This is a genomic window from Tardiphaga sp. (assembly GCF_028290495.1).
Classification (GTDB): domain Bacteria; phylum Pseudomonadota; class Alphaproteobacteria; order Rhizobiales; family Xanthobacteraceae; genus Tardiphaga.
Map to the genome: position 1 here is coordinate 1 of NZ_JAQGJT010000078.1, position 24,561 is coordinate 24,561.

Annotated in this window: 24 protein-coding genes and 2 tRNA genes; 17 read left to right on the forward strand and 9 right to left on the reverse strand. The window is 62.6% G+C overall.

Annotation, left to right across the window (positions count from 1 at the left end; all coding sequences use genetic code 11):
- Together clpX and lon are read left to right on the forward strand one after the other, a co-directional pair.
- Window positions 1-981 (forward strand): ATP-dependent Clp protease ATP-binding subunit ClpX (gene clpX, locus JWQ24_RS13900; RefSeq protein WP_299808836.1); only part of this gene is annotated, 981 nt, incomplete at its 5' end.
- 342 nt (window positions 982-1,323) lie between these two features.
- The gene (lon, locus tag JWQ24_RS13905) at window positions 1,324-3,747 is read left to right on the forward strand and encodes an endopeptidase La (protein ID WP_299808839.1); all 2,424 of its coding nucleotides are present in this window, start codon (window positions 1,324-1,326) and stop codon (window positions 3,745-3,747) included.
- 205 nt (window positions 3,748-3,952) lie between these two features.
- Here the strand turns inward: lon and JWQ24_RS13910 are convergent, their stop codons facing one another.
- A complete protein-coding gene (locus JWQ24_RS13910; RefSeq protein ID WP_299808842.1) occupies window positions 3,953-4,357 on the reverse strand; it encodes a DUF4864 domain-containing protein in 405 nt (134 codons plus the stop codon).
- A gap of 149 nt (window positions 4,358-4,506) precedes the next feature.
- Between JWQ24_RS13910 and JWQ24_RS13915 the strand changes: the two genes are divergently transcribed.
- Window positions 4,507-4,671, forward strand: coding sequence for a hypothetical protein (locus JWQ24_RS13915; protein WP_299808845.1), 165 nt, complete (start codon window positions 4,507-4,509; stop codon window positions 4,669-4,671).
- A 61-nt stretch (window positions 4,672-4,732) separates the two neighbouring features.
- On the opposite strand, the gene JWQ24_RS13920 is transcribed toward JWQ24_RS13915, so the two are convergent.
- The 3 genes from JWQ24_RS13920 to JWQ24_RS13930 all read right to left on the reverse strand — a co-directional run bounded on the left by JWQ24_RS13920 (window position 4,733) and on the right by JWQ24_RS13930 (window position 8,363).
- Window positions 4,733-6,355 carry an ABC transporter substrate-binding protein gene (locus JWQ24_RS13920; RefSeq protein WP_299808849.1) on the reverse strand — a complete coding sequence of 541 codons (1,623 nt, stop codon included), beginning with the start codon at window positions 6,353-6,355 and terminating at the stop codon, window positions 4,733-4,735.
- Between the two features lie 170 nt (window positions 6,356-6,525).
- Window positions 6,526-7,710 (reverse strand): alpha-D-ribose 1-methylphosphonate 5-triphosphate diphosphatase, encoded by a 1,185-nt coding sequence (locus tag JWQ24_RS13925; RefSeq protein WP_299808852.1) that lies wholly within the window; start codon window positions 7,708-7,710, stop codon window positions 6,526-6,528.
- Window positions 7,707-8,363 (reverse strand): chloramphenicol acetyltransferase, encoded by a 657-nt coding sequence (locus JWQ24_RS13930; protein ID WP_299808855.1) that lies wholly within the window; start codon window positions 8,361-8,363, stop codon window positions 7,707-7,709. Before JWQ24_RS13930 ends, JWQ24_RS13925 begins: the two co-directional genes overlap by 4 nt.
- Before the next feature lie 204 nt (window positions 8,364-8,567).
- On the opposite strand from JWQ24_RS13930, the gene phnC reads away from it, so the two are divergent.
- The 4 genes from phnC (at window position 8,568) to phnE (JWQ24_RS13950) (ending at window position 12,230) form a co-directional block, all read left to right on the forward strand.
- Entirely contained in the window at window positions 8,568-9,380 is an 813-nt protein-coding gene (gene phnC / locus JWQ24_RS13935; RefSeq protein ID WP_299808858.1) for a phosphonate ABC transporter ATP-binding protein, read from the forward strand.
- Between the two features lie 69 nt (window positions 9,381-9,449).
- Entirely contained in the window at window positions 9,450-10,385 is a 936-nt protein-coding gene (phnD, locus tag JWQ24_RS13940) for a phosphonate ABC transporter substrate-binding protein (RefSeq protein ID WP_299808861.1), read from the forward strand.
- Between the two features lie 115 nt (window positions 10,386-10,500).
- Window positions 10,501-11,385, forward strand: a complete 885-nt coding sequence (gene phnE / locus JWQ24_RS13945; RefSeq protein WP_299808864.1) for a phosphonate ABC transporter, permease protein PhnE — start codon at window positions 10,501-10,503, stop codon at window positions 11,383-11,385.
- Window positions 11,382-12,230, forward strand: coding sequence for a phosphonate ABC transporter, permease protein PhnE (phnE, locus tag JWQ24_RS13950; protein ID WP_299808867.1), 849 nt, complete (start codon window positions 11,382-11,384; stop codon window positions 12,228-12,230). Before phnE (JWQ24_RS13945) ends, phnE (JWQ24_RS13950) begins: the two co-directional genes overlap by 4 nt.
- Before the next feature lie 163 nt (window positions 12,231-12,393).
- On the opposite strand, the gene phnF is transcribed toward phnE (JWQ24_RS13950), so the two are convergent.
- On the reverse strand, window positions 12,394-13,122 hold the full coding sequence (gene phnF / locus JWQ24_RS13955; protein WP_299808870.1) for a phosphonate metabolism transcriptional regulator PhnF: 729 nt from the start codon (window positions 13,120-13,122) through the stop codon (window positions 12,394-12,396).
- A 130-nt stretch (window positions 13,123-13,252) separates the two neighbouring features.
- Between phnF and phnG the strand changes: the two genes are divergently transcribed.
- The 9 genes from phnG (at window position 13,253) to JWQ24_RS14000 (ending at window position 20,990) form a co-directional block, all read left to right on the forward strand.
- The gene (gene phnG, locus JWQ24_RS13960) at window positions 13,253-13,711 is read left to right on the forward strand and encodes a phosphonate C-P lyase system protein PhnG (RefSeq protein WP_299808873.1); all 459 of its coding nucleotides are present in this window, start codon (window positions 13,253-13,255) and stop codon (window positions 13,709-13,711) included.
- A gap of 1 nt (window position 13,712) precedes the next feature.
- Complete coding sequence (gene phnH / locus JWQ24_RS13965; RefSeq protein ID WP_299808876.1) at window positions 13,713-14,321, forward strand: phosphonate C-P lyase system protein PhnH; 609 nt, start codon at window positions 13,713-13,715, stop codon at window positions 14,319-14,321.
- A gap of 2 nt (window positions 14,322-14,323) precedes the next feature.
- The gene (locus JWQ24_RS13970; RefSeq protein ID WP_299808879.1) at window positions 14,324-15,430 is read left to right on the forward strand and encodes a carbon-phosphorus lyase complex subunit PhnI; all 1,107 of its coding nucleotides are present in this window, start codon (window positions 14,324-14,326) and stop codon (window positions 15,428-15,430) included.
- Entirely contained in the window at window positions 15,427-16,308 is an 882-nt protein-coding gene (locus JWQ24_RS13975; RefSeq protein ID WP_299808882.1) for an alpha-D-ribose 1-methylphosphonate 5-phosphate C-P-lyase PhnJ, read from the forward strand. The genes JWQ24_RS13970 and JWQ24_RS13975 overlap by 4 nt, the downstream gene beginning before the upstream one ends.
- The gene (gene phnK, locus JWQ24_RS13980; RefSeq protein ID WP_299808884.1) at window positions 16,301-17,104 is read left to right on the forward strand and encodes a phosphonate C-P lyase system protein PhnK; all 804 of its coding nucleotides are present in this window, start codon (window positions 16,301-16,303) and stop codon (window positions 17,102-17,104) included. Before JWQ24_RS13975 ends, phnK begins: the two co-directional genes overlap by 8 nt.
- 7 nt (window positions 17,105-17,111) lie before the next feature.
- Entirely contained in the window at window positions 17,112-17,804 is a 693-nt protein-coding gene (phnL, locus tag JWQ24_RS13985; protein WP_299808886.1) for a phosphonate C-P lyase system protein PhnL, read from the forward strand.
- Window positions 17,805-17,809: 5 nt separating this feature from the next.
- Window positions 17,810-18,967 carry an alpha-D-ribose 1-methylphosphonate 5-triphosphate diphosphatase gene (locus tag JWQ24_RS13990; protein WP_299808888.1) on the forward strand — a complete coding sequence of 386 codons (1,158 nt, stop codon included), beginning with the start codon at window positions 17,810-17,812 and terminating at the stop codon, window positions 18,965-18,967.
- Window positions 18,964-19,536: a phosphonate metabolism protein/1,5-bisphosphokinase (PRPP-forming) PhnN gene (gene phnN, locus JWQ24_RS13995; RefSeq protein WP_299808891.1), complete on the forward strand. Its 573-nt coding sequence runs from the start codon at window positions 18,964-18,966 to the stop codon at window positions 19,534-19,536. The genes JWQ24_RS13990 and phnN overlap by 4 nt, the downstream gene beginning before the upstream one ends.
- 83 nt (window positions 19,537-19,619) lie before the next feature.
- On the forward strand, window positions 19,620-20,990 hold the full coding sequence (locus tag JWQ24_RS14000; RefSeq protein ID WP_299808894.1) for a leucine-rich repeat-containing protein kinase family protein: 1,371 nt from the start codon (window positions 19,620-19,622) through the stop codon (window positions 20,988-20,990).
- A 30-nt stretch (window positions 20,991-21,020) separates the two neighbouring features.
- On the opposite strand, the gene JWQ24_RS14005 is transcribed toward JWQ24_RS14000, so the two are convergent.
- The 3 genes from JWQ24_RS14005 to JWQ24_RS14015 form a co-directional block, all read right to left on the reverse strand.
- Window positions 21,021-21,095, reverse strand: a tRNA-Val gene (locus JWQ24_RS14005).
- A 64-nt stretch (window positions 21,096-21,159) separates the two neighbouring features.
- Window positions 21,160-22,449 carry a peptidase T gene (pepT, locus tag JWQ24_RS14010; RefSeq protein ID WP_299808897.1) on the reverse strand — a complete coding sequence of 430 codons (1,290 nt, stop codon included), beginning with the start codon at window positions 22,447-22,449 and terminating at the stop codon, window positions 21,160-21,162.
- A 57-nt stretch (window positions 22,450-22,506) separates the two neighbouring features.
- Window positions 22,507-22,848 (reverse strand): HU family DNA-binding protein, encoded by a 342-nt coding sequence (locus JWQ24_RS14015; RefSeq protein WP_299808900.1) that lies wholly within the window; start codon window positions 22,846-22,848, stop codon window positions 22,507-22,509.
- Between the two features lie 225 nt (window positions 22,849-23,073).
- Here JWQ24_RS14015 and JWQ24_RS14020 point away from each other — a divergent pair.
- Window positions 23,074-23,150, forward strand: a tRNA-Asp gene (locus JWQ24_RS14020).
- A 10-nt stretch (window positions 23,151-23,160) separates the two neighbouring features.
- Here JWQ24_RS14020 and JWQ24_RS14025 read toward each other — a convergent pair.
- Window positions 23,161-24,504, reverse strand: coding sequence for a hypothetical protein (locus JWQ24_RS14025; protein WP_299808903.1), 1,344 nt, complete (start codon window positions 24,502-24,504; stop codon window positions 23,161-23,163).
- Window positions 24,505-24,561 lie beyond the last annotated feature (57 nt).

A 24,561-nucleotide genomic window follows, 5' to 3' on the forward strand; every position in this document is an offset into this window, starting at 1 on the left:
AACCACCAGACCAAGCACAACGACGTCGAACTGGCGAAGTCGAACATCCTGCTGATCGGACCGACCGGTTCGGGCAAGACGCTGCTCGCGCAGACGCTCGCCCGCATCCTCGACGTGCCGTTCACGATGGCCGATGCCACCACGCTCACCGAAGCCGGCTATGTCGGTGAGGACGTCGAGAACATCATCCTGAAGCTGCTGCAGTCGGCCGACTACAACGTCGAGCGTGCGCAGCGCGGCATCGTCTACATCGACGAAATCGACAAGATCTCGCGCAAGTCCGACAATCCCTCGATCACCCGCGACGTGTCGGGCGAGGGCGTGCAGCAGGCCTTGCTGAAGATCATGGAAGGCACCGTTGCGTCGGTACCGCCGCAGGGCGGCCGCAAGCATCCGCAGCAGGAGTTCCTGCAGGTCGATACCACCAATATCCTGTTCATCTGCGGTGGTGCGTTCTCGGGTCTCGAAAAGATCATCTCGGCGCGCGGCCGCTCGACCTCGATCGGCTTCGCCGCCCAGGTTCTGGCGCCCGAAGATCGTCGCACCGGTGAAATCTTCCGCCACGTCGAGCCCGAAGATCTTCTGAAGTACGGCCTGATCCCCGAATTCGTCGGCCGTCTTCCGGTGGTCGCCACACTCGAGGATCTCGACGAAGCCTCATTGAAGAAGATTCTGACCGATCCGAAGAACGCGCTGGTCAAGCAGTACCAGCGTCTGTTCGAGATGGAGAACATCGAGCTGACCTTCGCCGACGAAGCCCTGGGCGCCGTGGCGCGCAGGGCGATCGAACGCAAGACCGGCGCGCGCGGCCTGCGCTCCATTCTGGAGAGCATCCTGCTCGAGACCATGTTCGATCTTCCGGGTCTGGAAGGCGTCGAGGAAGTCGTGATCTCCCGCGAAGTCGTGGAAGGTACCGCACGTCCGCTCTACATCTACGCCGATCGCTCGGACCGTACCGCCGAGAGCAGCGCCAGCGCCTGATCAGGCCATTAGCGCTGCTTGCTGAAGACGCATCAAGACGGCTGCCGAGTCCATCGGCGGCCGTCGCTGCGCAGGCCGATTGCTTTCAATCCGCCTTTGTTTTCGGGTATTTGGTTCATCTCAAGACGTAATTTCAGTCTCTTGACACCCCCCCGGGCCATAGCCACCTAATGCTATCGGCGAACAAATTTCCTCCCCCAAGATTCGCTATCACTGTCCGTAAAGCGCGGGCCCAAGAACGATCCAGGTTCTGCGGCACGCACATTCGGAAAATCGGCACCTTGTGGCGGTTGCGCAAAACAGCGGACTGCGTGCAAGGGGGCATAGCAAAAGGAATGGGCCATGACTGCCTCTAAACCCCGGCCAACCATCGTTCATGGCGAAAGCCACTCTTATCCGGTGCTGCCGCTGCGCGACATCGTCGTCTTCCCGCACATGATTGTGCCGCTCTTCGTCGGACGCGAGAAATCGATCCGCGCGCTCGAAGAGGTGATGAAGAACGACGCCCTGATCATGCTCGCCACGCAGAAGAATGCGTCGGACGACGATCCGGCCTCGGACTCCATTTATGAAATCGGCACGCTCGCCAGCGTGCTGCAGCTCCTGAAGCTTCCCGACGGCACCGTGAAGGTCCTCGTGGAAGGGCTTGAGCGCGCGAAGGTCGAGAAGTATTCCGACCGCGTTGAATATTACGAGGCGACGGCGACCGCGCTGGCCGATACCGATGCCAAGAGCGTCGAGGCGGAAGCCCTGTCGCGTTCGGTGGTCTCCGACTTCGAGAGCTATGTGAAGCTCAACAAGAAGATCTCCGCCGAGGTCGTCGGCGTCGTGCAGGCAATCACCGACTTCGCCAAGCTCGGTGATACCGTCGCGTCGCATCTCGCCGTCAAGATCGCCGATCGCCAGGGCATCCTGGAGACGCTTTCGGTTACCGCTCGCCTGGAGAAGGTGCTCGGCCTGATGGAGAGCGAGATCTCGGTGCTGCAGGTCGAGAAGCGGATCCGCTCGCGTGTCAAACGCCAGATGGAGAAGACCCAGCGCGAGTACTATCTCAACGAGCAGATGAAGGCGATCCAGAAGGAACTCGGCGACGACGAAGGTCGCGACGAACTGGCCGACATCGAGGAGAAGATCGCCAAGACCAAGCTCTCCAAGGAAGCCCGCGAGAAGGCGCAGCACGAGCTCAAGAAGCTGCGCCAGATGTCGCCGATGTCCGCGGAAGCGACCGTCGTGCGCAACTACCTCGACTGGCTGCTGTCGATTCCGTGGAACAAGAAGTCGAAGGTCAAGAAGGACCTCGCCGCCGCACAGGCCGTGCTCGACGAGGACCACTACGGGCTGGAGAAGGTCAAGGACCGCATCGTGGAGTACCTCGCGGTACAGACGCGCGCCAACAAGTTGAGCGGGCCGATCCTCTGCCTCGTCGGCCCCCCCGGCGTCGGCAAGACCTCGCTCGGCAAGTCGATCGCGAAGGCGACCGGACGTGAGTTCGTGCGCGTGTCGCTCGGCGGCGTGCGCGACGAGGCGGAGATCCGCGGTCATCGCCGGACCTATATCGGTTCGATGCCCGGCAAGATCATCCAGTCGATGCGCAAGGCCAAGACCTCGAACCCGCTGTTCCTGCTCGACGAGATCGACAAGATGGGCGCCGACTTCCGTGGCGATCCATCATCCGCTTTGCTGGAGGTCCTGGACCCCGAGCAGAACGGCACCTTCGCCGACCATTATCTCGAAGTGGACTACGACCTGTCGAACGTGATGTTCATCACCACGGCGAATACCCTGAATATTCCAGGGCCGCTGATGGACCGCATGGAGATCATCCGTATCGCCGGCTACACCGAGAACGAGAAGGTCGAGATCGCGCGCAAGCACCTGATCCCGGTCGCCATCTCGAAGCATGGTCTGGACAGCAAGGAATGGTCGATCGACGACGATGCGTTGCTGCTGATGATCCGCCGCTACACCCGTGAAGCGGGCGTGCGTAATCTGGAGCGCGAGCTCTCCACACTGGCCCGCAAGGCCGTGAAGGAGCTGATGCTCTCGAAGAAGAAGGTGGTGAAGGTCACCGAGAAGAATATCGAGGAATTTCTCGGCATTCCGAAGTACCGCTACGGCGAGATCGAAACCGACGACCAGGTGGGCGTCGTGACCGGCCTGGCCTGGACGGATGTCGGCGGCGAGTTGCTGACCATCGAAGGCGTCATGATGCCCGGCAAGGGGCGCATGACCGTCACCGGCAACCTGCGCGACGTGATGAAGGAATCGATCTCCGCGGCGGCGTCCTACGTCCGCTCGCGCGCGATCACCTTCGGGATCGAACCGCCTCTGTTCGAGCGGCGCGATATCCACGTCCATGTGCCGGAGGGTGCGACGCCGAAGGACGGCCCGTCGGCCGGTGTGGCGATGGCAACGACGATTGTGTCTGTCCTCACGGGCATTCCGATCCGGCACGACCTCGCGATGACCGGCGAGATCACGCTGCGCGGCAGGATCCTGCCGATCGGCGGATTGAAGGAGAAGTTGTTGGCGGCAGCCCGCGGCGGCATCAAGACGGTGCTGATCCCCGAGGACAATGCCAAGGACCTCACCGAGATCTCCGATGCCATCAAGGGCGGGATGAACATCATCCCGGTCGCCCGGATGGACGACGTGATCGCCAACGCTCTGGTGCGCAAGCCGGTGGCCATCGTCTGGGAAGAGGACACCAAGTTGCCGGTCAAGGCGGACACCGACGAAGCCGGAAGCGGCCTGACGGCTCACTGAGATCCATTCCTCGCAACGACATCAGCGGCGCCCTTCGGGGCGCCGCTTTTTTGTGGGCTCCGGCCCATCCCCGTCATTGCGAGGAGCTGTTGCGACGAAGTAATCCAGTCTTCGCCTGAGGCTTCTGGATTGCTTCGCTCAACGAGCAGCTGGCTTCCGCCAGCTACTCGCTGGCTCGCAACGACGGTGTATGGGGCCGTGAGTCTTAAGCCGAGCTGCCGACCGCCTTCAGCGTGCAGCCGATGATCTTCAGGCTGCCGTCAGGCTGCGGCTCCAGAAAGTAATGTGCATCCCACGGCACGCCGTTGGAATCGACGATGCGGACGTCCTGCTCGATGCGGCCGTCGTTGCTGCGGAAGTCTCTGAACTCGAAGCTCTTGTGGCGGTAGACCGGCGCATAGCCGTTGCGGACCATGTTCATGAACGTGTCGGGATCGCCGAACATGCGCTGCAGTTCCGGTGCGGCAAAGGCATAGGCGGCTGCGGCGTCGTCGCGGACGAGCGCCTGCTCCTGCGAGCGGATCACGCTCTGCGCAGCGGCGATGTCGTCGGCACAGGCCGGGGCGGCGAAACCGAGCAACAGCGCGAACAGCAGGAAGGCGGCTCTCATGTCACTCTCCCATGTCGGCGGCGTTGTGCCTTGCGGCAGCGCTCGCGCTGCGGTGCTTTGCGCAATGCTGGTCCTCCAAGATAACGCTCGAAGCAGATACTGCGAAGCGTAGCGTTTGGTTGCAGGGACAAGCAAAGGGAGTGCAGAAAATGCGCCCGGAGATTGAACGGGACCGCGATCCCCGAAGCATCGATCTCATCGCGGTGATCGCACTGCTGATCGTGGTGTTCGGGTCGATCTGCTACCTGACCGGCCCATCCCACGAACAGATGAGCACCGCCTTCATCGTGCCCAGCCAGTCGGTGCGCTGGTAGGCCGGGCTTTGGGGTCGTTGCAGCGGCACGATGAGGACATCGCGCCGCTGCGGGGGCGTGGTTACCCCTTCTTGGTCAGGATGCGGTAGTCGAGCTGGCGGTGGAACCAGTAGGCATAGCCGCTGATGTTCTGCTGCATCGCCAGCGTCAGGAACGGCTGCACCAGCGGGATGCGCGGCACTTCGTCATAGGCGATCGTGACCATCTTCTTCACGGCGGCCTCATAGCCGGCCTTGTCGCCGCTGGCGGCGGTGGCGCGGGCGGCGTCGATCTCCTTGTCGAGCACGGGGTTCTGGTAGCTCATCGTGTTGAACACCGCGTTCTGGCCGTGATAGGTCAGGAAGAAGAAGTACTCGAGATAATCCAGCCAGCCCGAGAAGAAGTTGATCATGAACGGCATGCTCTTCTTCAGCATCTCGCCGCGCCAGTTTGATCCCGGCACCTTCTCGATGGTTGCCTTGATGCCGATCGTGGCCAGGCTTTCCTGCACCAGCACGGCGATCGGCTCGGAGATCGTGCCCTGACCGATATCCATCGAGATGGTTGTCTCGAAGCCATCGGGCAGGCCAGCTTCGGCGAGCAGCGCCTTGGCCTTGACGAGGTCAGTCTTGTAGGCCGTTGCGTTCGGCCACGAGGTGGCGTCGGCAGGGGTGTTGGAAGCCGCGCCGAACAGCGGCTTGGCTTCGCCGAAGAACACCGCATCCATGATCTTCTGGTACGGCACCGCATAGGCGATGGCCTGACGTACCTTCGGATTGTTGAACGGCGGCTTGGTGACGTTGAGCTCGATGCAGAACATGCCGTTGGAGACCGGGTTGGCGGCAACCGCGAACTTCTTGGCTTTCAGCTCGGCATAATCCTTGGCCTGCATGTCGAACGAGATGTCGGCATCGCCGCGCTCGATCAGCGCGCGGCGGTTGCCGGCGGAGGGCACCATGCGCCAGATCACCCGCTTGAGCTGCGGCAGCGTGCCGGATTTCCAGCTGTCGTTGCGGACGTAGATCACTTCGGTGCCGGGGGTGTATTTCTCGACCTTGAAGGCGCCGCCGCCGGCGACGTTGTTCTTGGTGAACTCCAGGCCCCAGGGATCCTTCTCGGTGACATTCTTCTTCACCAGCGCGGAATTGTAGATCACGGGAATCACGACCGCGATGTCGGGCAGCGTCAGCGCATCCGGCTTGACGAAATCTACCCGGAAGGTGAGGGCGTCAACGGCGGTGAACTGCTCAGGCTTGAGCAGGCTGCCGGCGGCCATCTGGCTGGCGGGAAAGCCGCCGATCGATACCGAGCGGTCGAACGACCATTTGACGTCGGCGGCAGTGACCGGCGTGCCGTCGTGGAAGGTCGCGTCCTTGCGCAGATGGAAGGTGACGCCTTTGACGTCGATCTCCCAGCGCTCGGCGAGTTCGGGCGCGATGGTCTGCTGGTCATAGGATCGCGAGCCGTCGGGCAGCGTCTTCAGCGCATAGGTAACCAGGCGGTCGTAGCAATTCCATGCCACTTCGTAAGCGGGCCGGTTGGCGCCGACGCCTTGCACGTCGAGGCTGTTGGGGCCGCCCTCTGAAATCATCAGCAGGGTCTCCTGCTTGGATTGTGCCATCGCGCTGGTGAACGGCGTCAGCGAGGCGAAGCCGCCGCCGACGGTTGCGGCAGCGGCGGTATGCAGAAATTCTCGGCGATTCATGATTGTGTTCCGATGACATAAAAAGAATTCGCCGCCAGGTGGCGGCGATCGGCGCTGTCGTGTTGGGCGTGCATTGTCGCGGTATGGCATTGCTACGCAGATCGGCGCCCCCGAAAGGAGGCGCCGACAAACTGAAGCAAGCGATGTGCCAGAGAGACGGGCGCGGGCTGCTATTCGGCGGCGATGGCGCGAAGCGGCGAACGTACGCCAAGCAGTCGGTCGGCGTCGGTCAGATGCACGAGGCGGCCGTTGGCGATTACCGCGACGATGCGCGGCCGCAGTACCACGCTGTCGTCGATCAGAAGGAGATCGGCGCGGCGACCTTGCGAGATGACGCCACGGTCCGTCAGACCGGCGGCGGCAGCCGGGTTGGCCGAGATCAGCGCCCAGGCCTGGGGCAGGGGCAGAACGCCGTCGGCGACGAGTCGGAAGGCGGCGAGCAATTGCGCGGGATAGTAATAATCCGACGCCAGAATCGAGCACAGGCCCTTGGCGATCATGTCGGACGCTTTGGTCCAGCCGGTGTGGCTGCCGCCGCGAACCACGTTGGGCGCGCCGTACACGATGAAGTCGCCGGCCGCCGCCGCTGCGATTGCGGTCTCCTCGTTGATCGGAAATTCGGCAATGGCGACGCCGAGGGCACGGAAATCACCGCGCATCGCGGGGCTGACGTCGTCATGCGACAGCGTCGGCACGTCAGCTGCGTTGGCGGCCTGCGCGAGCCGGGCGATTGACGCCGGCACGGCATCGGCACGCGACAGCACGCGTTGCACCAGCTGGTCGAAGTCGTCGCTGGAGAGGCCGGAGCGCTCGACCATGCGGGCGCGCTTCGCCGGCTTGCTGAAGGTGGTGAGGTCCATGTGATCGTTGAAGGCCAACAGGTCGATGCGGCCATCGGCGATCCAATGCAGAATCTCGGCTTCAGCGTCGAGGTTGTACGTCTCCTGGCGCAGGTGAAAGCGGGTGTCGGCAGCGAGCTGCGGCCGTAACGTCTCGATCGCCTGCAGCAACAGCCGTGCGTTTTCTGCACCACGCAGGCCGGGCTCCCATGACCACGTCGTGCCGTGAAACACCGTGGTGATGCCGTTGGCGATCACCTGGCGGTCGCTGTCGATCAATGCGACGTCAACGGGGAAATCGACGCCCGGGCGCGGCATCAGTTGCCGTTCGAACGCATCGCCATGCAGATCGATGATACCGGGCAGTACCAGAAGATCGCGCGCATCGAGGCAAATTCCGCCGCGCGCGTGTTCGGCGCCGATGGAGATGATCTCGCCGTTGCTAACCTGCAAAGAGGTTTCGATGATGTCGCTACCGGCCAGGGTGCGTCCGCCGTCGATGAAAATATCCGTCATGTGTTCGCCATCTGCCTGGTGGCGGGTATTCCGCCAGATTGGTATTTGCTCAAAAACGCTTCCGCGGCAAGCTTGCGGAAGTCTGGCAACGCCAGCCGCAGCGTCTCGTGATCCCAGTCCCACCACGCCAGTTCGGTGAGCCCCGCGGCAATTTCCTCCGGAAAGCGCGGCCGAATGATTCGCGCCGGGTTGCCGGCGACGATCGTGTAGGGCGGCACATCCTTGGTGACGATGGCGCCGGCGGCGATCACCACGCCGGTGCCGATGTTGCGGCCGGGCAGCACGATAGCGCCGTGGCCGATCCAGACGTCATGGCCGATGGTGACATGATGCTCGCGACGCCAGTCGAAGAATTCCGCGTCGTCCGCCTCGCCGGGAAAATAGGCGCTGGCTCGGTAGGTGAAATGCGCCTGGGTCGCGCGGTGCATCGGATGGTTGCCGGGATTGATCCGCGTCATCGCCGCGATCGAGCAGAATTTTCCGATCGTCGTATAGGTGATCTGGGCGTCATTCACGACGTATGAGTAGTCGCCCATCGTCACTTCCTGAAGGATGGTGCGTGCGCCGACCTCGCAATAGGCGCCAAGCGTGGCGTCGTTGAGCTTCGCGCTCGGATCGACCGTGGGATCGAGAGAGAGGAATTTTCCGGCCATGGTACACTCCCAAGGTTATTGACGCCGTATGGCGTGACGCGCGGGCCTCTCTTCGATTCCTTTGATGACGATGTCATGACATCGTCATGACTTTGCGCAGCGCTGCTGTGGAAGCGTGGACAAAACGTCGGCGAGGGGGATCTGTCACATCACTGTCAGACAGCAGCGTTACGGGTGGCACCATATTTCGTTGATGGAGCTACCATGCTGCTGGTTGAGAATCTGACCTGTCGCTTCGGCGTCAAGGCTGCGGTCGATAACGCGTCGTTTGAGATCGCACCGGGTGCGTTTGTCGGCGTAATCGGTCGTTCCGGCGCCGGCAAGTCGACGCTGCTGCGGATGATCAACCGTCTAGCGGAGCCGACAGCCGGACGGATCAGCTTCGACGGTACCGATGTCACCGCGCTGCGCGGCCGCGAGTTGCGCCAGTGGCGCGCACGCTCGGCGATGATCTTTCAGCAGTTCAATCTGGTCGGCCGCCTTGATGTTCTGACCAACGTGCTGATGGGCCGTCTGTCCGGTATGCCGCAATGGCGTTCGCTGACGCAGATGTGGCCGGAGGAGGATCGCGCGATGGCGATGTCCGCACTCGAGCAGTTCGACATGGCGTCGTTGGCCGCGCAACGCGCTGACCAGTTGTCCGGTGGCCAGCAGCAGCGCGTCGCCATCGCGCGCGCGCTGGTGCAGCAGCCCGACATCATCCTTGCCGATGAGCCGATCGCATCACTGGATCCGCGTAACACCCGAATCGTCATGGATGCGCTGCTGCGCATCAACAAGCACTTCGGTATCACCGTGATGTGCAATCTGCATTCGCTCGATCTGGCGCGAACCTATTGCGACCGGCTGATCGGCATGTCCGCCGGCCGCGTCGTGTTCGACGGCGCACCGGCCGAATTGACTGAACATATCGCCCGCGAACTCTACGATCTCGAAGCCGATGAGGTGATGGGATCGATGCCAGCCTACGTGCCCGCGGCAGCCCGGGTGCCGGAATTCAACGCGGCTGTCGCCTGAACCCGCATCCCGAACACGGCATTTGTATTTCGCACGCGTTCATCGCCACTCAACCACACTGGAACCATCATGATCAATCGCCGAACCATTCTGCTCAGCGCCGCTTTGGCACTCATGACCTCTGCCGTTTCGGCGCAGGACTACAAGACCAGGTATCCTGAGCTGACCTTCGCCATCATTCCGGCCGAAAACGCCTCGGGCGTCACCGAGCGCTGGCAGCCGTTCGTCAACTACCTGTCGAAAGAGCTTGGCGTAAAGGTCAACCTGCGTATTGCCAACGACTACGCCGCGGTGATCGAAGGCCAGCGCGCCGGCAACATCCAGATCGCCAGCTACGGATCGGCCTCGTTCGCCCGCGCCCGCCTGACCGGCGTGAAGACCGAGGCTTTCGCCAACGACATCAACTTCGATGGTTCGACCGGCTATTACTCCGTGTTTTTCGTCAAGGGCAACAGCTCCTACAAAAGCATCGACAATCTGAAGGGCAAGAACCTCGGACTGGTCGATCCGAACTCGACCTCGGGCAACAACGTGCCGCGCTTCGAGCTTGACAAGATGGGCATCTCGGATGCGGACAGCTATTTCGGCAAGGTCGTCTTCACCGGCAGCCATGAGAACGCGCTGCTGGCGCTGTCGCAGGGCACCGTCGATGTCGTCGCCAACCAGTGGACCAACGAAGATGATTCGACGGTGGCGCAGATGCTGCACAAGGGCATGCTGAAGAACGCTGACGGCACGCCGATGAAGAAGGAAGACTTTCGCATCATCCACAAGTCGGCCCCGATCATCAACGGCCCCTATGCCTACAGCGCCGACCTGCCGGCCGACCTGAAGGCCGCTATCACCAAGGCCTTCGTCGAGGCGCCGACCAAGGACAAGGCGGCGTTCGACAGGCTCTCCGATGGCCAGAAGAAGGGCTTCCATGCCGCCACGACCAAGGATTGGGACGCGACCATCGAGCTGATCAAGTTCGTCGACGCGCTGCGCAAGAAGAAGGCGTCCTGATTGCCTTCTCCCTCTGCCCGCCGGGCGAAGCTTGCTTCGTGCGGCGGGCAGAGGCGAGGGCGCAAGGCGTTCTGTCCGTGAGTCACCCGACCTGGTCTTTTAGGTATCCCCTCTTATGTCCGCCGCCGTTTCCATCCTGCCGGCCCAACAGCTTGCGGCGCTGAATGAGGCCTATCGCAAGGCGGTGGCGCGAAGGCGGCTGCGCACCACGCTGGTGACGGCGGTGTGCTTTGCCGCCTTGCTGGTCGCGGCGATGGGGGCGGAGGTCAACCTCGCGACCCTGTTCGGCAAGATCGGCAATTTTGTCAGCTATTTCGATCGCATCTTCACGCTCGATACCGGGATGCGGGTATGGAGCGATGGGCCTGAGTGGTTCTGGGGCTGGCAGAAGTGGCTGGTGTTGCTCGGCGAGACCGTGCTGATCAGTTATGTCGGCACGCTGGTTGGTGCCGTTCTGGCGTTCGGATTGAATTTTCTCGCTGCCGAGAACACCGCGCCGTCGGCGCCGTTGCGCTTCGTCGTCAAGCGCATGATGGAATTCTGCCGCACCGTGCCGGACATCGTGTTCGCGCTGATCTTCGTGATCGCCTTCGGGTTGGGCCCGATGGCCGGCGTGCTGGCTATCGCGATCCACTGCGTCGGCGCGCTCGGCAAACAATACAGCGAGATCGTCGAAAACATCGACATGAAGCCGGTTGAAGGAATTCGCTCCACCGGCGCCGGCTGGATCGATTGCATGCGCTTCGCCGTGCTGCCGCAGGTCTCCGCGGGTTTTGCCGGCTATACGCTGCTGCGCTTCGAGATCAATGTGCGCGGCGCCTCGGTGATGGGCTTTGTCGGTGCCGGCGGTATCGGTCAGGAACTCGTCGTGGCTGTCCGGAAATTCTATTATTCGGATGTCAGCGCCATTCTGCTGATGGTCATCGTCACCGTGTTCATCATCGACATCGGCACAGGCTGGCTGCGCGGCCGGCTGTTCGGCAAGGAAGCCCGCTCATGAGGAAGCTTCCGAGCGACAACACCGACGAATTGCGCGCGCGCTACCCGGCGGTCTTCGATCGGCCGATGACATCGCGCGCGGCGGTTCCGACTTTCTTCGTCGCGGCGCTGGCGCTGTTTATCTTCGGCCTCAACGAACTGGAGTTCTCGCCGACACGCATGCTTTCGGGCCTCAAGCAGCTCGGCTGGATCGTCACGATGATGATCCCGCCGGATCCCGGCTCGTCGCTGCCGGCCTATCTCGCCGCGATGGGCGAGACGCTGTCGATTGCGCTGCTTGGCACCACGCTCGCTGCTGTCTGCGCGCTGCCGGTGAGCCTTCTGGCGGCGCGAAACATCGTGCCCTCGAACTGGTTGCGGTTTCCGGCGCGGCGGTTTCTCGATTCGATCCGCGGTGTCGATACGCTGATCTGGGCACTGGTCTGGATCAACGTCGTCGGACTCGGCCCGTTCGCCGGCGTGCTGGCGATTGCGGTGTCGGATTTTGGCGCGTTCGGCAAGTTGTTCTCCGAGGCGTTCGAGGCTGCCGACAAGAAACAGGTCGAGGGCATCCGCGCCTCCGGCGGCAGCGCGCTACACGAGATCCGCTTCGGGCTGCTGCCGCAGGTGCTGCCGGTGATCGCAGGGCAGGTGCTGTACTTCATCGAATCCAATACCCGCTCCGCCACCATCATCGGTATCGTCGGTGCGGGTGGCATCGGTCTGCAACTCGCCGAGCAGATACGCGTTCTGGAATGGCAGAAGGTGTCGTTCCTCATCCTGATGATTCTGGTCGCGGTCGCGGCGATCGACTTCATCTCCAGCCGGCTGCGCTTTGCGATTATCGGGCGACGCGCTGTGGTGTGAGCATCATAGAAGTAGCCGTCATTGCGAGGAGCCCTTGCGACGAAGCAATCCAGTTCTTTCGGCATTTGCGGTCTCTGGATTGCCGCGTCGCTTCGCTGAGGGGAAAGCTGGCAAGCCAGCCTTCCCTGACCTCGCAACGACGGGGGAGAGGATGGCGTTTTAGCTACCCATTCTCCACCACGAATTCCACGCGCTCGGCGACAAAGCGCGAGCGCGAAACCTTGAGCGGCGTGCCCTCCATATCAACATCCGTACTGTCGACGATCAGCACCGAGCGGCCCAGCGCGAGGTCCAGCCGTGCGGCATCGGTAGCATTGACGATCGCCGCATTGATGCGGGTGGAGTGCCGGCGATAATCGCGGATGCCGTAATGCGCGAGCAGCTTCGTCGTCGAATTCAGCCGCGCATAGACTTCGGCAGCATCGGGAAAGCGGTCGGCGGAAAACCAGGTGGTGCCGATGCAGATCGGCGTCTTGTCGGCGAAGCGTAACGCCTCGATTCGTACCAGGGCAGCGCCGGTCTTCAATCCCAATTGTTTGGCGAGTTCGCGCGTTGCCGTTTCGGTGAATGCTTCGATCATCTTGCCGTCCGGCTCGCGGCCGCCGGCGCCGACGATTTCGGAGAACCGCGTGCGCGAACGCAGCGGATAGGTCAGCTTCGGGGCTTCCACATAGGTGCCGCTGCCGCGCTCGGCGCGAACCAGTCCGCGTTCTGCCAGCGTCGCCAGCGCGCGGCGCACGGTGTGGCGATTGACGCGGTAGATTTCCGCGATCTCGGTCTCGCCCGGCAGTTTGTCGCCGGACGGATAGGTGCCGTCGGCAATGCCGCGCTCGATGCCGTCGGCGACCTGACGCCACAATGCCACGCCGGTGGGTTTGTCCTGGATGCTCACAACGCTGTCGTCTCACAGATGGGCCTGGCTGGGCCAGCAAAATAATTAACGGGGTGTCACGAAGCGGTCATTGTACGGGCCTATGAAGTTGTCTAACATAATAGACAACTTCATGACGGACGGTAAGCCCATGACTTCATCCCTCGACCCCCGGCAGGCCCGGCGCCAATCCGCGATGGCGGTGCTGACGCATACGGCGACGGCGGAGATTGCCGGCCGCATCAAGGCGCTGCAGGTTCCAGCCTACGACAATTTGCGCGAGCCCGAGAATGGCCTTGTGATGCTGCGCGGCCGGATCGGTGGAGACGGCGCGCCATTCAACATGGGCGAGGCCACGGTGTCGCGGGCTGCGGTGCGGCTTGCCAGCGGTGAGGTCGGCTTCGGTTATACGCTCGGTCGCGACCGCGACAAGGCGCGGCTGATCGCTTTGTGCGACGCGCTGATCCAGACCGAAGAATATGCCGACGCCGTGGAGGCAGAGGTGCTGACGCCGCTGCGCGCGGCCATCCAGGCCGATGCGGAGCGCACGGCGGCGCAGACAGCCGCCACCAAGGTCGATTTTTACACGCTCGTGCGCGGGGAGGGGTGAGATGACGACGATTGCAGAAATGCCGGCTGGATTTGCCGACAAGGTGTTGTCGGCGCAGTCGACCTTCCGCTCGGTGATGGACGCAATGGCGCGCCCCGGCAGCGTGCAGCGGATCGAGTCCGCTTCCGGCGTGCCGGCGCCGATGATGCGCGGTTCGGCGGCGATGGCGTTGACGCTGTTCGATCAGGACACGCCGGTCTGGCTTGATGCCAGGATGGCCGCGACCACCGATGTCGCCAAGTGGATCAAGTTTCATACCAGCGCGCCGGTGCTTGCCGGCTCCTCGGTGTGCAGCTTCGCGCTGATTGCGGACGCGCGCGCGTTGCCGGATTTCGCCAGCTTCTCGTTCGGCACCGCTGAATATCCGGATCGCTCGACCACGATCATCCTTCAGGTTGATAGCCTGACCGAAGGTCCGGCCTATGAGCTGCGCGGCCCCGGCATCAACGGTGTCGCCATCCTTCGCGCCATCATCGATCTGCCGGACTGGCTCGACCGTCTGGCGCTCAACGCCACGCTGTTTCCGCGCGGCATTGACCTCGTTCTTGTCGCCGATGATTGCGTCGTCGCCATCCCGCGCACCACGCGCCTTGTCGCTAAGGAAGGCTGACCATGTATGTCGCCGTCAAGGGTGGCGAACGCGCCATCGAGAACGCACACCGGCTGCTGGCGCACGAGCGCCGCGGTGACCGCGCCGTGCCGGAATTATCACTGGCGCAAATCTCCGAGCAGCTTAGCCTCGGCGTCGATCGCGTCATGACCGAAGGCTCGCTGTATGATCGTGAGTTGGCCGCACTGGCCATAAAGCAGGCGCGCGGCGATATGATCGAGGCGATCTTCCTGCTGCGCGCCTTCCGCGCCACGCTGCCGCGCTTCGGCGCCAGCGAGCCCGTCGATACCGCGCAGATGCGGGTTCGGCGCCGGGTGTCCTCGACCTTCAAGGACATGCCTGGCGGGCAGATCCTGGGTTCGACCTTCGATTACACGCATCGCCTGCTGGATCCTGTGCTGGCCGGCGAATCCATGCCCGAACAACCCGCCGTCGCCGAAGTGCAGTCCGTGGTGATGCCACGCGTCACGGATATTCTCGGCCGTGACGGGTTGATCGAAGCCTCGCCAGCCGAGCTAGCCGACAGGGAAGTTGGCGATCTCACCCGCGATGCGCTGAACTTCCCGGCGGACCGCGATCTGCGGCTGCAGAATCTCGCCCGCGCCGACGAAGGCTTTCTGCTGTCGCTCGGTTATTCCACGCAACGCGGCTATGGCCGCAACCATCCGTTCGCCGGCGAAATCCGTCTCGGTGAAGTGCAGGTCGAGTTCATAGCGGAGGATGTCGGTTTTGCGGTGCCCCTCGGCGCGATCACGCTGACCGAATGCCAGATGGTCAACCAGTTCAAGGGCACCGACACCGAGGCGCCGTGCTTCACCCGCGGCTATGGCCTGGCGTTCGGCCAATCCGAGCGCAAGGCGATGTCGATGGCGCAGGTTGACCGCGCGCTGCGCGCCCGCGAACTCGGCGAGGATGTTGTTGCGCCGTCGCAGGACGAGGAATTCGTGCTTTCACATTCGGACAATGTGCAGGCGACCGGCTTCGTCGAACATCTCAAGCTGCCGCATTACGTCGACTTCCAGTCCGAGCTCGGCCTGCTGCGCAAGCTCCGCAAGGAGTTTTACGACGCCAACAATGCGCCCGATGCCATGAAGGAGGCCGCGGAATGAACGCGCCGACATATAATTTCGCTTATCTGGACGAACAGACCAAGCGGATGATCCGCCGGGCCATCCTGAAAGCGATCGCGATCCCCGGCTATCAGGTGCCGTTTGCCAGCCGTGAAATGCCGATGCCCTATGGCTGGGGCACCGGCGGCGTGCAGGTGACTGCGGCGATCCTGGGCGTAACGGACGTGCTGAAGGTCATCGACCAGGGCTCCGACGACACCACCAATGCGATCTCGATCCGCAAGTTCTTTCAAAAGACGACCGGCGTCGCCGTCACCACCAGCACCCTCGATGCCAGCGTGATCCAGACCCGGCACCGGATTCCTGAAGCGCCGATGCACGACAAGCAGGTGCTGGTCTATCAGGTGCCGATTCCGGAGCCGCTGCGCTTCCTCGAACCGCGCGAGACCGAGACGCGACGCATGCATGCGCTCGGCGAATACGGCTTGATGCACGTCAAGCTGTATGAGGACATCGCGCGGTTCGGCCATATCGCCACGGCCTACGCCTATCCGGTCAAGGTCAATGCGCGTTATGTGATGGACCCGTCACCGACGCCGAAATTCGATAACCCGAAGATGGACAACTGCCCCGCGCTGCAATTGTTTGGCGCCGGCCGTGAGAAGCGGATCTATGCGATCCCGCCCTATACGTCGGTAGTGTCGCTGGATTTCGAGGACCATCCGTTCTCGCCCTACAAGCACGCGGCCTGCTGCGCGCTATGCGACTCCGGCGACTCCTATCTCGATGAGATCGTCACCGACAATGCCGGCAGCCGGATGTTCGTCTGTTCCGACACCGACTATTGCGAGACGCGACAGGCCGACGGCCATCGCGGCAGCGAGAGCGCCCCTTACGCGGAGAGCCCCCATGCTTGATGTGACCATGATCGCACGCAACGATGACCAACCGCTGTTGCTGGCCGAGGGCTTGAGCAAGTCGTTCGGCCGCCTCAACGCCTGCCGCGATGTCTCGTTTGCGCTGTATCCCGGTGAAGTGCTGGCGATCGTCGGCGAGTCCGGCTCTGGCAAGTCGACGCTGTTGCAATTGTTGTCGGCGCAGATGACGCCGAATGCCGGTTCGGTGTCGTACCGGATGCGCGACGGCGTGATGCGCGATCTCGCGGCATTGGGCGAGGCCGAGCGGCGCTTTTTGTTTCGCACGGACTGGGGTTTCGTGCATCAGGATGCGGCGATGGGCCTGCGCATGGGCGTCTCCGCCGGCGCCAATGTCGGCGAGCGGCTGATGGCGGTCGGCCATAATCACTATGGCAAGATCCGCCAGACGGCGGCCTCGTGGCTGGAGCGCGTCGAGATTTCCACCGACCGCATCGACGACGCGCCGAAGACCTATTCGGGCGGCATGCGGCAGCGGCTGCAGATCGCGCGCAACCTGGTCACCGAACCGCGGCTCGTCTTCATGGACGAGCCGACCGGCGGGCTTGATGTTTCCGTGCAGGCGCGGTTGCTCGACATGATGCGTTCGCTGGTCAGCGAGCTCGGACTTGCTGCCATTGTCGTCACCCACGATCTCGCAGTGGCGCGGCTCCTGTCGCACCGGGTGATGGTGATGCAGGGCGGCCGTGTCATCGAGACGGGTCTGACCGACCAGGTGCTCGACGATCCCCGCGAGCCGTATACGCAATTGCTCGTTTCCTCGATCCTGCCGGCGTGAGGGCACCATGATTCCATTGATCGATATACGCAATGCGCAAAAGACCTTCGTGATGCACCTGCAGGACGGCATTCGCCTGCCAGTCGTGCGCGGTGTTTCGTTCCACGTCGCCCCCGGCGAATGCGTCGTGCTGGGTGGCCCCTCCGGCGCCGGAAAATCCTCTATCCTGAAGATGATCTTCGGTAATTACCGCTGCGACGGCGGCAGCATCGGTGTGCAGCACAAGGGTGAGTTGCTCGATATCGCCACGGCTGAGCCGCGGCAGATTCTCGGCGTCCGCCGCCACACCATCGGTTATGTCAGCCAGTTCCTGCGTGCGGTGCCGCGCGTGGCATCGCTCGATGTGGTCGCCGAGCCGTTGCTGGCCGCGGGTGTGCCCCGTGAGGAAGCGCGCGAGCGTGCCGGCGTGCTGCTGCGCCGCCTCAACATTCCCGAGCGGCTGTGGAAGCTGCCGCCCTCGACCTTCTCCGGCGGCGAGCAGCAGCGCGTCAATATCGCGCGCGGCTTTATCTCCGATCTGCCGATCCTGCTGCTGGACGAGCCGACTGCGTCGCTGGATGCGGCCAACCGCGCGGTGGTGGTCGAACTGGTGGCCGAGAAGAAACGTGCCGGCGTTGCCATGGTTGCCATTGTCCATGACGACGAAGTCCGTCATTTGATTGCCGACCGGCTGGTCGATGTGACATCGTTTGCCGCCTGAGAAAGATGACAATGAAAAAGCAACAGGAAACCGTGATCGGCAACGCAAGGATCGTGCTGGCGGATCGCGTGATCGAGCAGGGCTGGATTGCCTTCGCGGATGGCAAGATCGCCGAATTCGGCGAGGGCGATGCGCCCGAAGGTTTTGAAGACGTCGGCGGCGATCTGATCATGCCCGGCCTGATCGAACTGCACACCGACCACCTCGAAGCGCATTTCATGCCGCGTCCGAAGGTGTTCTGGGAGCCCGTTGCCGCGGTCATCTCCTACGACGCGCAGCTTGCGACCTCGGGCATCACGACGGTTCTCGATTCGGTGCGGGTCGGATGCGAGGACAACAGTGCGGGAATTGACAGCTATGCCGGCCTGCTGGTCGACTCCATTGCGCATGCGGGCGAAGCCGGGCTCCTGCGCGTCGATCATTTCCTGCATCTGCGCTGCGAGATTCCGATGCCCAGCGTGGTGGAAGAAGCAAAGGCGCTGCTGGAAAAAACAAACGTCCGGCTGATGTCGCTGATGGACCACACGCCAGGCCAGCGTCAGTTCCGTGACGAGGAGAAACTGCGCACGTACTATCGGGGGAAAGGCGGACAAAACGATGCCGAACTCGATGCCATGTTCGCGCAGCGCCTGGCCTGCCAGCAGCAATATGCGGCCGGCAATATGCGGGCGATCGTGGCGCTGGCGCACGAGCGAAACATTCCGCTGGCGAGCCACGATGACACGACGGAAGACAACGTGACCGAAGCCGTGTCGGACAAGGTCTCGGTGGCCGAATTCCCGACTACGCTGGAAGCCGCGCAGGGCCTGCACAAGGCCGGTATCGGAATTCTGATGGGGGCGCCGAACGTGGTCCGCAACGGCTCGCATTCCGGCAATATCGCTGCGATCGATCTTGCCCGCGAAGGCATGCTCGACATTCTCTCGTCGGACTATGTACCGTCGAGTCTGTTGATGGGCGCGCTGCAACTGTCCGCAAAGGTGCCATCTATCGATCTCGCGAGCGCGATCCGAACGGTGACCAAGCGGCCGGCGGAGGCCGTCGACCTGTCGGATCGCGGTGAGATCGCCGTTGGCAAGCGAGCCGATGTGATCCGCGTCTATGTGGCGCACGACGTACCCGTGGTGCGCAGCGTCTGGCGCGAAGGACACCGCGTCGCATGACCGATACGTCGGCCAATTTCGAGGCGCTGGCGAAGATCGGGCCGGGACGGCTGGTGCTGGTGGTGGGGCCGTCCGGCGCCGGCAAGGACACGCTGATCGACCTGGCGCGCGCCGCCTGCGCCGGGAATGCCGATGTCGTATTTGCGAGGCGCGTGGTGACCCGCGAGGCCTCAAGCTCCGAGGACAACGAACAGCTGACGCCTGACGCCTTCCGGCAGGCGCTGGCGCGCGGCGGGTTCGCCGTGCACTGGGACGCGCATGGCCTGTCCTATGCGCTGCCGAAGGCCATCGACGACGACATCAGGGCAGGGCGCACGGTGGTGGCGAATATCTCCCGCGCGGTGATCGGCTGGTTGCGCGAAGGCTACGCCGACGTGGTCGTGGTGGCGGTGACGGCGCCGCCGGAGGTGCTGGCCGCCCGGCTGCTGGCGCGCGGCAGGAGCAGCGACGGACCGATCGCCAACCGGCTGCAGCGGGCCGCTGCAGTCATTGTGCCTGACGTGATCATCGAAAATGTGGGCGCCCCCGCGGTGGCCGCGCGATTGCTTTTTGACCAGTTGGTGAGGTAACCCGGCGGTCGTCACGATATGGTAGGAGGTGCGTGCAGAGCGGTCCGGCTCCTTGCGATGATACTATCTTCCTGGAGCAAGAGATGCAGACGATCGAACAGCTTCGCTCTGGCGAATTAGACGGTGTCCGCCACCTTAGGCTGTCGTGTGGGTTGACCGAATTTCCCCGTGAGATCATGGCTCTGCGCGATACGCTGGAAGTTCTGGATCTGTCCGGAAATGCGCTCTCGGAATTGCCCGACGATCTCGCTGGATTGAGCAAGCTGCGCATCATCTTCTGTTCCGAGAATCTGTTCACAGAATTGCCGGAAGTTCTGGGAAGCTGCCCCGAGCTGACCATGGTTGGTTTTAAGGCCAATCAAATACGCAGGGTCTCCGCCAAGGCATTGCCGGCCAGGCTGCGTTGGCTGGTCCTGACCGATAATGAGATCGAAGAGTTGCCCCGTGAGATCGGTGCGTGCACGCAGCTGCAGAAATTGATGCTGGCCGGCAATCGACTTCAGGCGCTGCCGGAATCGCTGGTCAATTGCGAGCGCCTCGAGCTGCTTCGTCTGGCCGCCAATCGGCTGAACGAATTGCCGGAGTGGTTGCTCACGTTGCCGCGTCTGTCGTGGCTGGCCTGTTCCGGAAATCCGTTCGGCGCTGACATTGAAGCGGATGCCCTGTCGTCAGCGGTGATTGCTGATGTTCCCTGGAGCGCGCTCAAGATCGAGCATTTGCTGGGTCAGGGCGCTTCGGGAATCATTCATCGGGCCAGGATGAATTCCGGCGAGGATGGTGTACGAGCCGTGGCCGTGAAGCTGTTCAAGGGCGCAATGACCAGCGACGGCTTGCCGGGTTCTGAAATGGCAGCCTCGATCGGCGCCGGAAAGCATCCCAACCTGATCGATGTGTTCGGAAGAGTGCTGGGTCATCCGTCGGGTATCAACGGGCTGGTCATGCAACTGGTTGATCCCCGTTTTGAAATCCTTGCGGGGCCGCCCAGCCTGGAATCCTGCACCCGCGACGTCTACCCGTCGTCTTCCGCTTTCGACCTGCCGACGGTGCTGCAGATAGCCGATGCTATGGCTTCTGCTGCGCGGCATTTGCACGATCGAGGGATCATGCACGGCGATCTATACGGGCATAACATTCTGCACGATGGCCAAGGCCAGACGTTGCTCGGCGATTTTGGCGCGGCGTCTTTCTACGATGTCGGCAATCCCGCGATGGCGAACGGCCTGCAGCGGCTGGAAGTGCGGGCGTTCGGTTGTTTGCTGGAGGAGCTTGTCGATTGGTGCGCAGCTTCCGAGGACGACTTGGCGGCCCTTAAACGGCTTGGCGATCTGGTGTCTGCCTGTTTGTCCGAGGCCCCCAAGCTTCGGCCGCTTTTTCACGAGATCAGCGCGCTGTTGAAAGAGGCCCGTGCGGTCACGCGTACCCCTGCGGTTGCGTCGCGCGGTTTCCATTCCTGATCGCCGCGGTCCTGGTGGCGATCGATGAAATGGTAGGCGATGACGGGATCGAACCGCCGACCTGTCCCGTGTAAAGGGAATGCTCTACCGCTGAGCTAATCGCCCGTGAGACGCATTTAGCGTATTGGCTGGACCCTGCGCAAGGCGGAGCCGTCCGAAAACGGCGGCCTTACGCCCGTTCTTCCCATATCATCGCCAGATGCACGATGGTCTGCATCGCCTTTTCCATGTCCTGGCGGCTGACCCATTCGGTGCGCCCGTGGAAGGCGTGTTCGCCGGCAAAAATGTTGGGACAGGGCAGGCCCATGAAGGACAGCCGCGAGCCGTCAGTGCCGCCGCGGATGCTGGTGCGCTTCGGCGTCAGGCCGGTGCGGCGAATCGCTTCCATCGCGTAATCGACGATCTGCGGATGCCGGTCGATCACCTGCTTCATGTTGCGGTATTGCGGCTTGATGGTGATCGACGCCGTGGAGTGCGGATAGGCTTTCATCACGTCATCGACGATGGATTGCAGCAGGGCTTCTTTCTCCGCGAGACCGTCGTCGGTGAAATCACGTACGATGAAGCTCAGCGTCGCCTTCTCCAGCGCGCCCTGGATGCCGATCGGATGCAGGAAGCCTTGTTTGCCCTCGGTGGTTTCCGGCGAGCAGTAATCCTTCGGCAGCCGCTCGACGATCGCCGCGGCGATCTTGATGGCGTGCTCCATCTTGCCCTTGGCGAAGCCTGGATGCGTGCTGACACCTTCGATAGTGACGATGGCGCCGTCCGCCGAGAAGGTCTCGTCCTCGAGATGGCCGGCAGTCTCGCCATCCATCGTATAGGCGAAATCGGCGCCTAGCTTTTTCAGATCGACCTTATCGACGCCGCGGCCGATCTCCTCGTCCGGCGTAAACAGGATTTTGATGGCGCCGTGCCCGATCTGCGGGTTCGCGATCAGAAAGCGCGCGGCGTCCATGATCTCGGCGAGGCCGGCCTTGTTGTCGGCGCCGAGCAGGGTGGTGCCGTCGGAGGTGACGATGTCGTGGCCGATCTGGTCGGCGAGCGCCGGATTGTCGCTGACGCGAATCACCTGCGCCGAATCGGCCGGCAGTACGATATCGCCGCCCTGGTAATTCCTGACGATCTGCGGCTTGACGCCGGCGCCGGTGCAGTCCGGCGATGTGTCCATGTGCGAGCAGAAGCAGATCACCGGGACGTTCTTGTCGGAGGTCGCCGGAATGGTTGCATAGACGTAGCCGTGTTCGTCGAGATGCGCGTCATGGAGGCCGATCTCGCGCAGCTCCTGCTCAAGGAGGCGGCCAAGGTCCCTCTGCTTTGCGGTGGAAGGACAGGTCAGCGAGGCGGGATCGGACTGGGTGTCGATGACGACATAGCGCAGGAAGCGCTGCAGGACGTCGTGGGTGAAATCGAGGGACGGGGTTGCTGTCACATCACCACTCCAACGCTGCAAAACGATCATTCCGGGCCGGGCGCGGCCGCAGCCCGGAATGATCTATCTATGACAGAATACCGTCGATCAGACGGCTTCTTTCAGTTCCTTGGCGGCGCGGAACGCGACCTTCTTGCTAGCCTTGATCTGGATGGCTTCGCCGGTGGCGGGATTGCGGCCCATCCGGGCGGCGCGCTTGCGCACCTGCAGGATGCCGAGGCCGACGATTCGGATTCGCTCGCCCTTCTTGAGGTGCTTGGTGATCTTGCCGACCATGTCGCCGAGGATTTCTTCCGCCTTCTTCTTCGACAATTCGTGTTCTTCGGCCAAAGCCGCGGCGAGGTGCTTAAGCGTGACGGTCGGCGCTGCGACGGCTTTGGTGGCGGCCTTGGCGGCAGTGGTCGCGGCAGTAACGGCTTTTTTCGCCATGTTTTTGGCCCTCTACGTTGGTGTCGGTCAGGAAAGTCAGTCGTAGCAGGGCTTAAACGATTCGGGCACGCGGTGCCTACGCCGTTTTCCTTGAAAACATGGGGTTTTTTGAATCGGCGGCCACTAAAACGCAGGTTCATACACATCGCGTTCGCAACGCGCTTGACTTCAAAAGGCCACCCCTTTATGTCCACCTCACTGCGGGATTGAAGAGCAACGATCCACGCGGGAGTAGCTCAGTTGGTTAGAGCGCTGCCCTGTCACGGCAGAGGTCGCGGGTTCGAGTCCCGTCTCTCGCGCCAGTTTTCTTAGTCATTTCAATGGCTCCGAATTCTTGGTGTTCCTTAAAAGTATTTCCATTGGATTTGCAGAAATACTTTCGGACAGGTTCTGTTCTAAATTCCGTGCCCCCACAGCCCTTGCTTCATCGAAGCGCCGGACACTTGGCACGTTCACCGGGTTATAGGTTTTGCGCAGGCGGTTGCTCGCGCTAACCGTGTTGGCCATCTTGTTTGCCTGGTCGACCACAGTACCGCCGCCGGCATCCCCCTCGACCGCGCCGGAGCGGCGCATATCCGAGAACTGCCGGGTTTCATCGGGGCCGTAGGCCAGCTCGCGCACCCTGTCGAAATCTTTGACCAGCCGATCTTTCGTGTACGGCACCGATGGCCGCGGACGGCCGCCACGGCCAGGTACGGTCAAGGTCGGGGTGGTTCGGAAGATCGGGGCATTCATTAAGAATTCTGCGCCGAACCCGTTGATGTATTCCCGCAGCAGCGCCTGGGACCACGGCGTCAGCGTCGCCGCTGCCGCTTTGTTGGTTTTGGCCCGATCGAGCGCGAACAACAGACCGGTGCTGTCAGATCGCAGCTGGCCAAGGGTCAGGCTTCGGGCGTCGATCGGCGACAGCATGCTGTCCCATGCTACCGCCATGCATGCGGCAAGCCCGCGAAAGTTGTGGCGCCAAGCGATCTGCACAAGCTTCAGAACCTCGCGGCGCATCCACGTCACCTGGCGCGGATCGGGCGCGGAATTCTCAAACGCCTTGGATGGATCCTGTCCCGCGTCGCAATATTTCATCGCGACCATGCGATTCCAAAGCGCGCGCCAGATTTTGATGACCAGATGCCGTTCTGTGACCGAAACCTCGCGTTCGATGCGCGGAATCAGGCCCAACGGTTCACCGGTCTTCTCGTCAATACGGATGAAGTGCTCCGGCTCGATGGTCTTGGGATCACAGTCGGCGAATTCGGGTTCCAGGAACCGCCACGCCCTCGGCCAGCTGTCTCGCTTGGTCTGTTCGACCGTCCAAACAATCTTGGCCTGCGCCCGCGCGGCCCTGCGGATGGCCATGGCGCGGTAATATCCGTCGCCGACGCTACCCGGCGCATATCGCACCGGCGCGTCAGCGGGCTTCTGTGGCGGCAGGCCGAGCCGCGCCGAGTCCCAATCGCTGTTCAAGCGAAGCGCCTTGGCCTTGTCAGCATCGGTCGGGCGCGGCCGGCCAGCGGAATCCTTCTCGGGCCCACCCTGGCTCAGGTTGACCGTCCCGAAGCCGTGCTTGCGCATGGCCTTCGTCGGCTGCCACCGCCAACGACCTTTGGAGAAAACCAGATACCTGATCTTATCGGTGCCCATTTGATCCCAGCTTTTCACGAGCGTCGCGTGGTTTCGGCACGACCGACAGCATCGGCGTGTTCGGGAATATCTTAG